The sequence below is a fragment of the Candidatus Tenderia electrophaga genome, from assembly GCA_001447805.1.
Classification (GTDB): Bacteria; Pseudomonadota; Gammaproteobacteria; order Tenderiales; family Tenderiaceae; genus Tenderia; species Tenderia electrophaga.
Genome location: CP013099.1, coordinates 3,270,370 through 3,285,023 on the forward strand (window position 1 = coordinate 3,270,370; position 14,654 = coordinate 3,285,023).

The 14,654-nt window shown below is 58.2% G+C and carries 13 protein-coding genes; 6 read left to right on the top strand and 7 right to left on the bottom strand.

The features are described 5' to 3' along the window. Positions 1–291 precede the first annotated feature (291 nt). From Tel_14820 to Tel_14835, 4 genes are all read left to right on the top strand, one after another. Positions 292–675, top strand: a complete 384-nt coding sequence (locus Tel_14820) for a hypothetical protein (protein ID ALP54313.1) — start codon at positions 292–294, stop codon at positions 673–675. Positions 676–843: 168 nt separating this feature from the next. After that, on the top strand, positions 844–1,389 hold the full coding sequence (locus Tel_14825; protein ALP54314.1) for a hypothetical protein: 546 nt from the start codon (positions 844–846) through the stop codon (positions 1,387–1,389). Positions 1,390–1,417: 28 nt separating this feature from the next. Beyond that, positions 1,418–3,541 (top strand): hypothetical protein, encoded by a 2,124-nt coding sequence (locus Tel_14830; protein ALP54315.1) that lies wholly within the window; start codon positions 1,418–1,420, stop codon positions 3,539–3,541. Between the two features lie 22 nt (positions 3,542–3,563). Further along, positions 3,564–4,805, top strand: coding sequence for a hypothetical protein (locus tag Tel_14835; GenBank protein ALP54316.1), 1,242 nt, complete (start codon positions 3,564–3,566; stop codon positions 4,803–4,805). 9 nt (positions 4,806–4,814) lie between these two features. Here Tel_14835 and uvrD read toward each other — a convergent pair whose 3' ends face one another. From uvrD to Tel_14850, 3 genes are all read right to left on the bottom strand, one after another. After that, positions 4,815–6,986 carry a DNA helicase II gene (uvrD, locus tag Tel_14840; GenBank protein ALP54317.1) on the bottom strand — a complete coding sequence of 724 codons (2,172 nt, stop codon included), beginning with the start codon at positions 6,984–6,986 and terminating at the stop codon, positions 4,815–4,817. A gap of 154 nt (positions 6,987–7,140) precedes the next feature. Further along, entirely contained in the window at positions 7,141–7,374 is a 234-nt protein-coding gene (locus Tel_14845) for a hypothetical protein (protein ID ALP54318.1), read from the bottom strand. Between the two features lie 495 nt (positions 7,375–7,869). Beyond that, the gene (locus Tel_14850) at positions 7,870–8,091 is read right to left on the bottom strand and encodes a hypothetical protein (protein ID ALP54319.1); all 222 of its coding nucleotides are present in this window, start codon (positions 8,089–8,091) and stop codon (positions 7,870–7,872) included. Positions 8,092–8,236: 145 nt separating this feature from the next. Here Tel_14850 and Tel_14855 point away from each other — a divergent pair, with 145 nt between their 5' ends. Beyond that, on the top strand, positions 8,237–8,731 hold the full coding sequence (locus Tel_14855; protein ALP54320.1) for a hypothetical protein: 495 nt from the start codon (positions 8,237–8,239) through the stop codon (positions 8,729–8,731). Here Tel_14855 and Tel_14860 read toward each other — a convergent pair. Then, positions 8,728–9,507, bottom strand: coding sequence for a hypothetical protein (locus tag Tel_14860; protein ALP54321.1), 780 nt, complete (start codon positions 9,505–9,507; stop codon positions 8,728–8,730). The genes Tel_14855 and Tel_14860 overlap by 4 nt on opposite strands. 134 nt (positions 9,508–9,641) lie before the next feature. Here Tel_14860 and cysB point away from each other — a divergent pair, with 134 nt between their 5' ends. Further along, positions 9,642–10,589, top strand: coding sequence for a LysR family transcriptional regulator (gene cysB / locus Tel_14865; protein ID ALP54322.1), 948 nt, complete (start codon positions 9,642–9,644; stop codon positions 10,587–10,589). Positions 10,590–10,596: 7 nt separating this feature from the next. Here the strand turns inward: cysB and Tel_14870 are convergent, their stop codons facing one another. The 3 genes from Tel_14870 to Tel_14880 all read right to left on the bottom strand — a co-directional run bounded on the left by Tel_14870 (position 10,597) and on the right by Tel_14880 (position 14,647). Beyond that, the gene (locus tag Tel_14870; GenBank protein ID ALP54323.1) at positions 10,597–12,900 is read right to left on the bottom strand and encodes a DNA topoisomerase I; all 2,304 of its coding nucleotides are present in this window, start codon (positions 12,898–12,900) and stop codon (positions 10,597–10,599) included. A gap of 116 nt (positions 12,901–13,016) precedes the next feature. Beyond that, positions 13,017–13,493, bottom strand: coding sequence for a hypothetical protein (locus Tel_14875; protein ID ALP54324.1), 477 nt, complete (start codon positions 13,491–13,493; stop codon positions 13,017–13,019). Next, entirely contained in the window at positions 13,490–14,647 is a 1,158-nt protein-coding gene (locus Tel_14880; GenBank protein ALP54325.1) for a hypothetical protein, read from the bottom strand. The genes Tel_14875 and Tel_14880 overlap by 4 nt, the downstream gene beginning before the upstream one ends. Positions 14,648–14,654 lie beyond the last annotated feature (7 nt).

A 14,654-nucleotide genomic window follows, 5' to 3' on the forward strand; every position in this document is an offset into this window, starting at 1 on the left:
CGATGGTAGCCCAGCTTCGCGCAAGGGCGCAAATGAGGCGTCGCCGCTGCCAAGGATGGTTGAGCCGCAAACATGCGTCCGGCCCGGTCTTAGCCTTTGTATTTTCGTAAATCTCATATGTATAGCGGCGCGCTCGCTGGCTTCGGCGGCGCCGCACCGGCGGTGTTGTGATGCCTATATCAAGTCAGGCCGATTGAAGACGATACTTATAAGAGCGCCGGCTGCCAAAGGGTGAGGTCACCCTGTGGACAGGCAGCGGCTATGGATGCGTGACAGTTGGAGACATGGGCAATGACAAGCAGTAAACCAAATATCTTAATCGTTGATGACGAGCAGTTCCTGGCCAAGGGCATCTCTGTGGTGATCAACAAAAAGCTAAGCTGCAATGAGTTGGTCGCCGTTGACGGTGAGCAGGCTTGGGAGATGTTGCAGAACGAGGATGTAGACATCGTCATTTCGGATTGGAACATGCCCAAGAAAAACGGCGCCGAACTGTTGCGCGACATGAAGGCCAATCCGCGCACGCGACACATCCCCTTTTTGATGCTGTCCGGTCGCAACGATGTGGACAGTATCAAGTCGGCCGAGACGTCCGGTGCGGTGGATTACATCGTCAAGCCATTCAATGGCGACGAGTTGGTCAAGAAGATCAAGCAGCTGTTGGGCTGTAGGTAAGCCCTCGGGTACGTCCTTGGCCGACAGGACAGTCCTGTCTGGCTTTTGTGACACCACGTCTGTCAACGCCCGGCGTGTACCACAGTTCACCATAAAGGGAGATGCGTGAAAATAATATGTGCATGCTTGCTGCTGGTGCTAGGCTGCGGCGCAGTACACGCCGCTGAGATGGCCCCTGGCGCGCTGATCAAATTGATTCAACAGGGCGGCTACGTCATCTACTTTCGTCATGCGGCGACCGATCATGATCAGTTCGACCTTGATCGTTCCATGCTGGATGATTGCTCGACCCAGCGCAATCTGGATGCGTTGGGAAGGCGCCAGGCAGAGGCCATCGGTGAGGGTTTCAAGCGCCTGAGAATTCCCGTGGGTAAAATCCTGGCCAGTCCCTGGTGCCGTGCCAAGGATACCGCGATGATGGCATTCGGCCGCGTCGAAACCACAGAGGATCTCAGCTTTTCCATCTCCAAGGGCAAACAGGAAACCGACCGTTTGGCGCATGCCTTAAGGAAAATGTTGCGCGAGACGCCCAGCCCGCGAAGCAATACCGTGCTGATCGCCCATACCTCGAATCTGAAGGAGGCCACCGGTATCTGGCCCAAACCCGAGGGAGCGATGGCGGTGTTCAAACCAGATCCTGATGCAGACACCGGCTACGAATACTTGGGCATGCTAGGGCCAGGTTACTGGCTCGGTGGGATTGCCGGTGAATAATGCCGGCTAAGGCCTTGGGGTAAGTGATTTGTTTCCGATCGCCAAACGCGTACTGAACGGGACCTCCCTGCGCGCCAAGTTTATGGTGGCGCCCGTGACCGCGCTGATCGCGCTGATCGTGCTGTCGGCTGTGTTCATGCAGGAGATGTCGACGCTCACCGAACACCGCGAAGCGATGCAGAAGAATGATCTGGTGATCATCTCCGGACTGACCGAGTTCTCGGTCGATATATCGCGCTTTCACTCGAAAATCTACGACATCCTATTGATGGCTCAGGACGGTGCGGATGAAGAGCGTATTTATGAGTATGGCAAACCCGTTCTCGAGGGGCTTGTCGCCCTTGAAAGACATCTGGCCGAAGCGCATGAGCTTTCATCCGGTCCCGGGATGGAGCAGAAGATGCCCGCTTGGCAGAAGTTCTCACAGATCAGTGAAAGCTACGCAAGCTACAAGAACACGGCCATCACGGCCATTGAGATGTCGACGGTCAACAGCGCCGGCGCCAAAGAGCAATTGTTCAAGGCGGATGACATATACAACCGGTTGATCCTGGCTGTTCAGGAAGGGCTTGGTACGGTCGGCAAAACTATTGCCAGCGACTTTGATAAACAGCAAGCCTTGATGGATGCGACCTCACAGGTGATGATGTCGGTGGCGATTGTCGCGATCATGATTACGTTTTTGTCAGGCCTGTATTTGTCCGGCGCCTTGGGTAGTGAGTTGGACGCCTTGATCAAGACTATGACTGAGCTTTCAGGCGGTGATACGGATGTGGATATCCCCAGGATTTCCACCGGCAAGGAATTGGTCGCCCTGGCCAATGGGGTAGGCATATTCCGCGACAGCCTGAAAAAGAATTTCGAAAATAAAATCGAGCTCGAGCAAAACAATATTCTCTTGAAATGGGAGATCGACGGACACCGCAAGACCGAAGCCGATTTGCGTGAAACCCGCTCCCGCTTCCAGTATTTGTTGGATCACAGCCCTGCCATGATTTACTCCGCGGTGCCGTCGGATGACGGAATTAAAGTGACCTACATCAGCGAGAATGCCCAAAAGATACTGGGCCAAGATGTGAGTGGCTTGTTGTGCGACCGGCGCTTATGGGTCAAGCGCTTGGGCGTCGATGATGGTGCGCCGTTCTTCAGCGAACTGAGTACGCTTTACAAGCAAGGGCAGTTGACGTGTGAGTACCATATTAAGACCAAGGAAGGCAAATCCATCTGGATACATGATGAACTCAAGGTGAGCCGCTATGATCGCGGCGTGCCAGTGGAAATGCTCGGATCGCTGAGCAATGTCACCGAATTGAAGAAGGCGGAACAAAAGCTTCAGGCCATGAACTACGAATTGTTAAATTTGGCCTCCAGCCTGGAGGATAAGGTTGCGCTACGTACTGCGGATCTGGAAAAGGCGAATCAGGAACTGCGCCGTTTGAGCGAAGCGAAATCGGAGTTCGTCTCCATCGTCTCGCATGATTTGAGAACGCCCTTGACCGGGGTCAAGCTGTTTACCGACATCATGCTCGACGGTATCGACGATATCGATAAGGAAACGCAAGTTGAATATTTATCGATCATCAGCTCGGAGACAGACCGGCTAAGTCGTTTGATTACCAATATCTTGGACTTCCAAAAAATATCCGCGGGCAAGATGCAATGGAACGATGCCTTGGTGGACGTCGTCGAGGTAATCGATGAGTGTGTTCGGCCGTTCAAGGTTTCCTTTGAGTCGAAGGGTATAGCGTTTGGGTTTAACTGTGACTTGGAAAAACTGGAGACGGTCATCGACGGTGATCGTTTGGCTCAAGTGGTCTACAACCTGCTGTCAAACGCCTTGAAGTTTACCGATGAAGGCAGTGTGCAGGTTGATCTTAAGTTAAATGAGACAGTCGACGGCGACAGGATCTCGCTCACTGTCTCCGATACCGGCCCGGGGATGCCACAGGATCAGCTTAAGAAAGTATTTGAGCCGTTCGAGCAATATGATGGTGTGCCTAACCTTGGTAAAGGCACCGGGCTCGGCTTGTACATTACCAGTTGTGTGGTGGATAGGTATCATGGCCGCGCCTGGGCCGAGAGTGTGGAAAACGAAGGCACAAGCTTTCATGTCGAATTGCCGGTGCGATTGCCTGAGGCGTATGTGATATAGGTAGGTCATAATGAGTGAATCCTTGAAAATATTGATAGCCGAAGACGAGGTGCATATCGCCCGGGCGGTGATGACGATACTGAAAAAGTCCTTGTCCGGGTGTAACACTGATCATGCCAAAAACGGTGAAGAGGCGGTGAGGATGGCCGCCGCGAATGACTACGATTTGATTATCTCGGACTGGAATATGCCGAAGAAAAACGGCGATCAGGTGTTGAGAGAGCTTAAGGAGAATGAGCGCACGATGAATGTCCCCTTCGTTATGCTCACTGCCCGCGGCGACCGCGATAGCGTCATGGAGGCACTTAAGGACGGGGCCAATGAATATGTCGTCAAGCCGTTTAAGACGCCTGAATTTATTGCCAAGATACAGGGGGTGTTGAATAGCACCTCCCCCGACAAACGACGCTCAGCTGTCGACAATAGCAAAGAAGTCAGCTTGGTGGATTTGATTGTCGACAAATTCAAGAAGGGCGAGGTGGCCTTGCCTGTGTTGCCGGGCGTGGTAACGCGGGTGAATACCTTGTTTGAGTCTGAGGAGGTGGACGTCGAGGCCTTGGCGAAAGTGATCGAGTCGGATGCAGCCATCGCCGCAAAATTGATTACCGTCGCCAATAGCCCGTTGGTACGGGGTTCCTCCAAGTGTGTCTCCGTGGAGCAGGCCATCACCCGGCTAGGTCTGCAGCAGACCAAGAATTATGTCTTTGCCGCAGCGAACAAGGCCGACTTCGTTGCGGACAATAAGCTGTTAAAAGGTGTTGTGGAGGATCTCTGGGAGCACTCTCTGGCGACGGCCTATTGCGCCAAGGCCTTGGCCCAAGAGCTAAAGTGCACTGATATCGATACGCTATTCATCATGGGGCTGTTGCACGATATCGGAAAACTACTGCTGATCAGTATTATTCAGGAGCTGGCGAAGGTGCGCGAGGGATTTGATGAGGATGCTGTGCTCGATATTCTGACCAAGCTTCATTGTGAATTCGGCGCGGCCTTGTTAAAGAGCTGGCACTACGATGCGGGGTTCCAGGATGTGGCCCGTTATCACCATGCGGCGTTCAATTCCGAGCAGGTGTCATGCGAATTGTTGATTGTGTATCTGGCCAATCTGATGGTACGAGAGATCGGCCTCGGTGGCGATGGCGCGGGCTTCGGCGAGGCGCTGGATTCCGAGGCGGCCAGAAAACTCAATGTTTCGGCCGAGTGTGCCGCCACGGTGTTGATGCACACCGAGCAAAGCCTGGCGGCGGCCAAGCAGGCCCTTTGATCTAAGCTGTCAGCAGGGGTGTAAATTGGCGTAGGCGATCACCAACCATTTGCTGCCGGCGTCATCGAAGTTCACCTGCACCCGCGCGCTGCTCCCCTGCCCTTCGTAATTGAGCAACACGCCTTGGCCAAACTTTTGATGAAACACCCGTTGTCCCACATGAAAACCGTCCGGGGCGTCCTGGTTGTAGTCAAAATCGTCGTCGAAACCGGATGCCGTGGCGCGATGGGCGCGGGCCTTGGGTCGTACGGTGTGGATGAACTCGTCCGGGATCTCGGTGACGAAACGCGAGGGTAGCGAGTAATGCTCCTGGCCGTGCAGGCGGCGCACTTCGGCGTGGGTGATGTAGAGCGCCAGCCGTGCGCGCGTGATGCCGACGTAGCACAGGCGGCGTTCCTCTTCCAGGCGGCCCGGTTCCTCCAGGGACATCTGATGGGGAAACAGTCCCTCCTCCATGCCGCACAAAAACACCAACGGAAATTCCAGGCCCTTGGCCGAGTGCAGGGTCATGAGTTGGACGCAATCCTCCCAGGGGTCGCCCTGCCCCTCGCCGGCTTCAAGCGCGGCATGGGCAAGGAAGGCGGTAAGCATGTCCATGCCCTCCTCGCCCTCTTCGTCGTATTCAAATTCACGCGCGGCACTCACCAGTTCTTCAAGGTTTTCTACCCGTGCCTGGCCCTTTTCGCCCTTCTCTTTTTGGTAATGCTCGATCAGGCCGCTGCGGCTGAGCATGTGGTCGGTCTGCTCGGCCAATTCCATGGCTTGAGAGTCATCGGCGATGGCATCGATAAGGTTTAAAAACCCCTGGATGGCGTTGTTGGCGCGCGCCGCTAGGCGCTTTTCAGCGACGAGGGTCTCGGCCGCGCTCCACAGACTGAGGACCCGTTCACGCGCCAGGTCGCGCACGGCGCTGATGCTGCGCTCGCCGATGCCGCGCGTCGGCGTATTGACCACGCGCTCGAAGGAGCCGTCGTCGTGACGGTTGGCGATCAGGCGCAGATAGGCCATGGCGTCCTTGATCTCCTGGCGTTCGAAGAAGCGCTGGCCGCCGTAGATGCGATAGGGAATGCCGTGATGCAGCAGCTCGGCTTCGAGCACGCGCGACTGGGCGTTGGAGCGATACAGGATGGCCGCCTCGCGCCGGGCGTGGCCGTCGTGAATCCAGTGCTGAATGCGTTCGACGATGAAGCGCGCCTCGTCCAGGTCATTGAAGGCGGTGTAGAGCTGGATTGGTTCGCCTTCCTCGCCGTCGGTCCATAATTCTTTTCCCAGCCGGTCGGCATTGTGATCGATCAGGGCATTCGCCGCCTTGAGGATGGTGGCGGTGGAGCGGTAATTCTGTTCCAGGCGAATGGTCTGTGCGCCGGGATAGTCCTGGCTGAAACGGTGGATGTTTTCGATCTTGGCGCCGCGCCAGCCGTAGATGGATTGGTCGTCGTCACCGACGATGAACAGGTTGCCGCCCTCCCCGGCCAGCAGCCTGAGCCAGGCGTACTGGATGGTGTTGGTGTCCTGGAACTCATCCACCAGCACGAAGCGAAACCGTTCCCGGTAATGATGCAGGATATCGGCGCGGTCGCGCAGCAGCTCGTGGGCGCGCAGCAGGAGTTCGGCGAAATCCACCAGTCCGGCCTTATTACAGTGATCCTCATAGGCCTGATAGATGCGCAGCATCTGTTTGCTGTAGGGATCGCCGTAGTGGTCTACATGTGCCGGACGTTGGCCTTCATCCTTGCGCGTGTTGATGAACCACTGCACCTGGCGCGGCGGCCATTTGGCCTCGTCCAGCTCCAGAGTCTTGAGCAGGCGGCGGATCAGACGGTACTGGTCATCGGAATCCAGGATCTGGAACGCCTGGGGCAGACCGGCGTCCTGCCAGTGGGCGCGCAGAAAACGGTGCGCCAGGCTGTGGAAAGTGCCTACCCACATGCCGCCGACGGGCTGGCCGAGTAACGCCTCGATGCGGTGCTTCATCTCGGCGGCGGCCTTGTTGGTGAAGGTTACCGCCAGGATGTTATAGGGCGAGACGTGCTCCACCGCCATGATCCAGGCGATACGGTGCACCAGTACCCGGGTCTTGCCGCTGCCGGCGCCGGCCAGGACCAATTGCTGCCCCTGGGGGGCCGTGACGGCATCGCGCTGCGGATCGTTGAGGGGATCGATAATGTGGGTAACATCCATGGTGCAGGGATTTTAGCAAATTCAGCCGCCGCCGGGGGGATGACGCGGTTACCCAATGTATGACGTTAAGTTATTGATTTAAAATAGAACCGGAATGCGCCGTAGCAATCGCCCAGCGGCCGCTGGGCGATCAATGGTGAAACGAAGGCCGTGCTCAGCTGGCGATGGCGTGAGTGCGATTGGGCAGCCAGGCCACGTGGGGATGGAGGGCGTCTGCCGAGATCACGATTTCCATGCGTAAGCGGCGGGTGATTTGGTCGAAATCCTCCACCCGGCTGAATTCGCCCTGCCAGTGGCGGAATTGCTCCGGATTGAGGTAGAGCATGTTGGGCCAGTAGCCGTGTTGACGTTCAAATTTGACGGCAAGGCGAAAGATAAAACTCAGCATGGTGGCACCTCCTGGCTCGCTGTGTGAAGCGATTGACTCAATATATTGTGTTGTGCTTATCGCACTCATACAATATATCGGGATCCCAAGGCGCGACTTTAGTATTATTACAAAATTATTACTGTCTTATAAACGCAACCGCCCCAGCCGGGGCGGTCTAGTTTGGCGCGTGTTAAGGGTGTCCTAAGGGATGCCGGCGTACGAGGTAACAAAATTGGCGCAAAAAACGGCAAAGGTTGCGACAACCGGAATTCCACAGATGACGAAAGCGACGTCCTTGATTGGATACAGTTCCTTTTTCTTGTCCAGTTTGGTGCTCATGATGGGCTCTCCCGAATCTATTAATGCAACTATTGGGTTAACTGCTCAATAGATCGCGCCACCGTTGCTTCAGGTGATCGCAGGATAAAGAGTAGAACAATAAATCCGAGTTTCAAGCTCAGGTAAGCATTGCGGGTGACACCGCTTGTGCCCCGGACGGATCAATAGGGGACGTCAGCAGCTCTGGCGAATCTGCCAGCCGAAGTCATCATCCTTGTTGAGTTTCACCTGGTCCGCGGTGCCCCACGAGATCTCGATACAATCGATTTCGTCCTCATCCTTAACGCCTGCTTCCTCAATCAAGCGGCGGATTTCGCGCCAGGTAAACTTGCTGTTGCGTGCCGTTGTCGGCTTGTCGGATAACATGGTGGCCCCTCCGCGAATGCCCGTGATCAATCAGTATAGCAACACAATTTTTATTTGTATTTTTGAGCATTTTACTTGGTTAATCAGTGGCTTGCTGGCTCGACACCGGCCGGCGTGAAGCTTGGCGACGGGGCCAATGCTGTTGCCGCCGAGCAGGGGTGCTAGAATCATGAACATGATTCCCGTGCCGAAACTCATGCTCTTGTCGCTGGCCGTTTTGTGTTGTGCCCAGGCCGTGGCGGCGGAAAAAGTCTATAAATGGCGTAACGAGGAGGGCACCGTGATCTTTTCCGATACGCCGCCGCCGGGACGGGAGGTAGAGGAAATCAACTTGCCCGAGTTGTCCGGTACAACCTTGGAAACGCCCCCGCAGGAACGGCGCCAGCTGCTGCGCAAGTCGGACCAGATCGGTGAAGCCATCGAACTGCGGCAGGAAACGCGCCAAGCGCTGCAGCAGGAGTTGGAGCAGACTCGCGAGAAGCTGGAACAGGCGCGTCGGGCGCTGGAGCAGGGTAAGGAACCCAAGCCCGACGAGCGCCGCGGCCTGGTCGGCGGAGGCACACGCCTGCTGCCCAGTTATTTCAATCGCATCGAGCGCCAAAAACAGGAAATCCAACGCCTGGAACAGCGTATCGCCGAGTTGGAACAGCAGCTCGGCTCGCTGCGTTAATGCAGAACGAATTTCATTCCGATAAGCAGCAACAGGGTGGCCAGCAACGGCCGCATGATGCGTTCTGGAAAGACGCTGCTCAAGTGGCTGCCCAGGTAGATGCCGGGCAGGGAGCCCAGCAATAGCACCAGCAGCAGTCCCGGGTCCACCGTACCCAGGTGCAGATGACCCAGCCCGGCGAGCAGGGTGAGTGGCACGGCATGGGCGATGTCGGTGCCGACGATACGCTTGGTGGGCAGGGATGGATACAAGAACATCAGCATGGCGGCCCCCAAGGCGCCGGCCCCCACCGAGGTAATCGGCACCAGCAGGCCGAGCAATACTCCACCGGCCACCGTGGCATAGGGCCGCTGGCGGTGCCAGCGCGGAAAGCGCCGTTTCACCCGCGCGGCGCAGCGGTGCATCTGGCGCCGCAGCACGATGGCGGCGGCGGTGAGGATCAGGGCGACCCCGAGTGTGATGGTGATGAGGGCGTCCAGGTGCCCGTTCTGGTCCAACAATCCCTTTACCAACCAAAGGCTTAACAGCGCGGTCGGGAGGCTGCCGAGGGCCATCAGAGCGACGATGTGCCAATCGATTTGGCGTTTGCGGCTGTGGCTCCAAATGCCGCCGGCCTTGGTGGCGGCGGCGAACAGCAGGTCGGTGCCGACGGCGATGGCGGGGTTAACATGGAAGGCGAAGATGAGCAGGGGCGTCATCAGCGAACCGCCACCGACGCCGGTCAGCCCCACCAGCAGGCCCACTAGAAAGCCGGCAATTGTGTATCCCCATTCCATTTGTTTACATCTGTGCCAATATTGATTAAGGCCCGCGACGTCGGCCCGAGAGGGCAATATATCAATCTGTCTTTATTGCGAATAATAATATGGTGTTCTAGTATTATTCATTAAATCGATATGAATTGGCGCTCATGAAGCTACAACAACTCAACTATATTCGTGAAGTGGCGCGCCGCGGTCTGAACGTCTCGGCCGCCGCCGATGCCCTGCACACGGCTCAACCCGGTGTCAGTAGTCAGATCCGTTTGCTGGAGGACGAGCTGAACGTGCAGATCTTCGAGCGCAACGGCAAGCGTCTGGTGGGGATTACCGAGCCGGGGCGCCAGATCCTAGATATCGTTGAACGGGTGCTGCAGGAGGTCGACAACATCAAGAAGGTGAGTGGGGAATATTCCGACGAGGCCAGCGGCCGCCTCGCCATCGCCACCACCCACACTCAGGCGCGTTACGCCCTGCCGCCGGTCGTCACAATATTTAAGCAAAAATACCCCGACGTGCGCCTGGAGCTGCATCAAGGCAGTCCCAGTCAGGCGGCGGACCAGGCCGCCAGAGGGGAGGTGGACATCGCCATCGCCACCGAGGCCATATCCGATTATCCGGACTTGGTGATGATGCCCTGCTATGAATGGAATCGTTGCGTGGTGTGTCCGCCGGGCCACCCGCTACTGGATGAGGCGCCGCTGAGCTTGGCGGCCTTGGCGCGCTATCCCATCATTACCTATGACTTCGCCGTGGCCGGCCGCACCAAGATCAACAAGGCCTTCGACGCGGCCGGGCTGGAACCCAACGTTGTGCTCACCGCCATCGACTCGGACGTCATCAAGACCTATGTGGAGCTCGGCCTGGGAGTGGGCGTGTTGGCCAAGATGGCGTTTAATCCGGCGCGTGACATCAACCTGCGCGCCGTCGACGCGGCGCATTTATTCGAGCCTAGCACGACTCGCGTCGGCATCCGCCGCGGCGCGTTTTTACGACGCTATGTGTATGATTTTATAGAGATGTTCGCCTCTCATCTGACGCGCGCGGTCATCGACGAGGCCATGGTCGGTCGCGCCAAGGGCCGTGAGGCGGACGGGTGACAAGCCTTCAGGAGGCCTCGTCCTGGTCACTTTCGACCGGTTCCGAATAACCGCACTCCTTCTGCGGACAGACCTTTTCCGTGCCGCGCCGTTTGGTGGTCTTGAGGGTCAGGATGGGCCAGTCGCAATTGGGACAGGGCTCGGCAATGGGCTCGTTCCAGACCGCGTATTTGCAGTCCGGATAGCGCGAACAGGAGTAGAACAGTTTGCCGTAGCGCGATTTGCGCGACACCATGCTGCCTTGTTTGCACTCCGGGCATTCCACCCCGGTGTCCTTGGGCTTTTCCAGCGGTTCGATGTGTTTGCAGTCGGGATAGGCCGAGCAGCCGATGAACTTGCCGTAGCGCCCGGTGCGGATAATCAGTTCGGAGCCGCATTTGGGACAGCTGCGACCTTCCACCACTTCCGGTTCCGCCGCCGACTCCGCATCCTCGTCCAGGCTGCGGGTGTAGTCGCACTCGGGAAATCCGGTGCAGCCAATGAAACGCCCGCGCCGACCCAGGCGGATGGAGAGCGGTTTGCCGCACTTGGGGCAGTCCTCGTCCATGGCCTCGTGGGTCACGTCCTGGCGGCTGACATTGGCCTCGGTCTCATCGATCTGGTGTTTGAAGGGCGACCAGAACGAGCTCAACAGGGGCAGCCAGTCCTCTTCGCCGCGGGAGATGGCGTCCAGCTCGTCCTCCAGCTTGGCGGTGAATTCATAGTCTACATACTGGGAGAAATACTCGGTCAGGAATTTGTTAACGATGCGACCCACGTCGGTGGGGCGGAAGCGCTTTTTCTCCAGATTGACATACTCGCGTGCCTGCAAGGTGGAGATGATGGAGGCATAGGTCGACGGCCGGCCGATGCCGTGCTCCTCCAAGGTCTTCACCAGGCTGGCTTCGCTGAAGCGCGGCGGCGGTTCGGTAAAGTGCTGCTCGGTGCGGATCTGCAGCAGTTTGATTTCATCGCCTTCTTCCAGCGGCGGCAGCATTTTTTCGTCATCACTGGCCTTGGCGTCGTCCACGTCCTCCTGATAGACGGCGATGAAGCCGGGGGTATGGATGGAGGAGCCGTTGGCGCGGAACAGGTTGTCCTCACTGCCGGCGGCCAGGTCCACCGCCATGGTGTTGATGGTGGCGTGGATCATCTGACAGGCCACGGTGCGCTTCCAGATCAGCTCGTAGAGCTTGAACTGATCCTTGCTCAGGTGTTGTTTGATCGCGCCCGGTTCGGTGGCGACGGAGGTGGGGCGGATCGCCTCATGCGCCTCTTGGGCGTTCTTGGATTTGGTCTTGTAGATATTGGGCGAGTCCGGCAGGTTGTCCTTGCCGTAACGCTGTTCGATAAAGGCGCGCATTTCGTCCAGCGCCTCTTGCGCCAGATTGACTGAGTCGGTACGCATGTAGGTAATCAGGCCGATGGCGCCGCTGCCGGTGTCGATCCCTTCGTACAGCTGCTGGGCGGTGCGCATGGTGCGCTGGGCGGTGAAACCGAGCTTGCGCGAGGCCTCCTGCTGCAGGGTGGAGGTGATGAAGGGCGGCGCCGGATTGCGCTTGCGCTTGCGCTTATCCACCTTGATCACCTTGAGCTGGCCATTGGCGGCCTGGCTCAGGGTCTGTTCGGTGCTGTGAGCCTGGCGTTCGTTATCAATGCTGAACTGGGTCAGCTTGTCGCCCTGGAATTGGGTCAGTTTGCCGCTGAACTGGGTGCTGCGCTCCTTTTTCAGATCGGCCTCGATGGTCCAGTATTCCTGCGGCTGGAATTTTTCAATCTCCTGCTCGCGCTCCACGATCATGCGCAGGGCGGGGCTTTGTACCCGGCCGGCGGAGAGGCCGCGGCGAATCTTCTTCCACAGCAGCGGCGACAGGTTAAAGCCCACCAAGTAGTCCAGGGCGCGGCGCGCCTGCTGGGCGTTGACCAGATCCTCGGCCAGGCCGCGGGGGTGCTCCATGGCCTCCTGGATGGCGCGTTTGGTGATCTCGTGGAACACCACCCGGTGGACCGCTTTGTCCTTGAGCAGCTTTTTCTGTTTCAGGTATTCGCAAATGTGCCAGGAGATGGCTTCGCCCTCGCGATCCGGGTCAGTGGCCAGGTACAGGGCGTCGGCCTTCCTCATGGCCTTGGCGATGGCGTCGATGTGCTTTTGATTCTTCTCGATGGTCTGGTATTTCATGGCGAAGTCATTGGCCGGATCGACGGCCCCTTCCTTGGGCAACAGATCGCGCACGTGGCCATAGGAGGCCATCACCTCGTAGTCCTTACCGAGGTATTTCTTGATGGTCTTGGCCTTGGCCGGCGACTCTACGATGACTAAATTTGTGCTCATGTATCCAAATGACTTATTGGTCTGATCGTTGTTGGGGTAGCGGTCGAAACAACACAGAGTTTAGGGGGTTGCGACGGATGTCGAGACGGCTGTCAGAATTCGATGGATTGTCGGTGCTAGTGGAGGTGGTCGGAGATCTCGTCGAAGATCAGATCCTCCATCCAGGCATAGGCCGCTTCGTGGCCGGGCTGGTTGAACAGGACCATCAGGATCACCCACTTCAGTTGCGGCAGGTCGATCTCCTCGGTCTCCAGGGCCATGGCGCGGTCGATGACCAGCTCCCGGGCCTCCGGATCGAGCACGCCGGCCTGCTCCAAAAACATGATGAAACCGCGGCACTCGGCATCCATCTTGGCGACTTCCTGACTGCCGTAGACGCGGATCGAGCGGCCTGACACCGGCCTGCTGAAGCCGCTTTCGCGGGCATTGCTCAGGTCTTCCAGCCAATTGAAGGCCTTGTCCACTTCCTGATTGTGAAAGCCGGCGCTGTCCAGATGGTCGCGCAGGGCCTTTTCGTCCGGCATCGCCCCGTTGTCACTGTCGAGGCAGTGTTCAAACAGGTACATCAGGATGTCGAGTACGTTTTCTTTCATGGGTGATCGTATGCCTTTATATAGAGTCCACCTGCGGGGCAGGATACCATCCCCTGTAATTCCAATACCAGCAGAATCGAGGCGACCGCCTCGGCGGGCAGCCCGCTACGCTCTATCAGGGTGTCCATGCTGACCGGGTCGTGGCCCATTAATTCCAGGAGTTTCAAGGCGCTGGGGTCAAGCTCGGGACGCTGTGCAAGATTAGACTGCGGCGCCGTCGCGGGGTTCGGCAGGCCCAGTTCGGTGATGATGTCGTCGATAGTTTCCACCAGCTTGGCGCCCTGACGGATCAGGTTGTGGCAACCACGCGCCAGCGGATTGTGGATGGAACCGGGGATGGCGAATACCTCGCGGCCCTGCTCGCTGGCCAGGCGGGCGGTGATCAGGGAGCCGCTCTTGGGCGCAGCTTCCACGACCAGAATTCCCAGGCTCAGGCCGCTGATGATGCGGTTGCGGCGCGGAAAGTGATCGGCCATGGGCAGGCTGCCGAGGGGGAATTCGGACACCAGCGCGCCGTGCGCGGCGATGTCGTGGGCCAGTTTGCGATGTCGGGCGGGGTAGACCCGATCCAGCCCGGTGCCGGCGACGGCGAGCGTTCGGCCGCTGCCCGCCAGGGCGCCCTCGTGGGCCGCGGCGTCGATGCCCAGCGCCAGACCGCTGGTGACGGTCAGGCCGGCATGGCTCAGGCTTTGGGCGAAATTGAAGGCGTTGTCGCGGCCACCGGCGCTGGGATTGCGGCTGCCGACGATGCCCAGCTGGGGCGTCGCCAGCAATTCCACCCGGCCCTTGACGAACAGCAGCGGCGGGGCGCTGTCGATCTGTTTCAGGCGCTCGGGGTAGCCGGGGTCATGCAGGGTGAGGATATGGTGATCAGGACTCTGACGGTGCCAGTCCAGATCGGCCGCCACCCGCTCCCAGTCCGGCTGTTTGAGCCAGTCCTTGCTTTCGCGCGGCAACTCCAGGCGGTTGATCTCGCCGGCGCCGGCGTCCAGCAGGTGTTCGGGGTGTTGGTAGTAATCTAATAGAATTTGGTAGCGCCGCGGGCCGATGCCGGGGCAATGGAGCAGGGCCAGCCAGGCGGCGAGGGTTTTGTCTTGAGATCGCCCCCGGCCGGGCTCGTCGGCATTGACCGGATCGGCGCTGATGGCATCCATGCCATCA

What these genes read in the sequence shown, in the direction of transcription:
- Tel_14820 (ALP54313.1), top strand. Translation starts at nt 292, where the DNA reads ATGACAAGCAGTAAACCAAATATCTTAATCGTTGATGACGAGCAGTTC.
- Tel_14825 (ALP54314.1), top strand. Translation starts at nt 844, where the DNA reads ATGGCCCCTGGCGCGCTGATCAAATTGATTCAACAGGGCGGCTACGTC.
- uvrD (ALP54317.1), bottom strand. Translation starts at nt 6,986, where the DNA reads ATGGATGTTACCCACATTATCGATCCCCTCAACGATCCGCAGCGCGAT.
- Tel_14845 (ALP54318.1), bottom strand. Translation starts at nt 7,374, where the DNA reads ATGCTGAGTTTTATCTTTCGCCTTGCCGTCAAATTTGAACGTCAACAC.
- Tel_14855 (ALP54320.1), top strand. Translation starts at nt 8,237, where the DNA reads ATGATTCCCGTGCCGAAACTCATGCTCTTGTCGCTGGCCGTTTTGTGT.
- Tel_14860 (ALP54321.1), bottom strand. Translation starts at nt 9,507, where the DNA reads ATGGAATGGGGATACACAATTGCCGGCTTTCTAGTGGGCCTGCTGGTG.
- cysB (ALP54322.1), top strand. Translation starts at nt 9,642, where the DNA reads ATGAAGCTACAACAACTCAACTATATTCGTGAAGTGGCGCGCCGCGGT.
- Tel_14870 (ALP54323.1), bottom strand. Translation starts at nt 12,900, where the DNA reads ATGAGCACAAATTTAGTCATCGTAGAGTCGCCGGCCAAGGCCAAGACC.
- Tel_14875 (ALP54324.1), bottom strand. Translation starts at nt 13,493, where the DNA reads ATGAAAGAAAACGTACTCGACATCCTGATGTACCTGTTTGAACACTGC.
- Tel_14880 (ALP54325.1), bottom strand. Translation starts at nt 14,647, where the DNA reads ATGGATGCCATCAGCGCCGATCCGGTCAATGCCGACGAGCCCGGCCGG.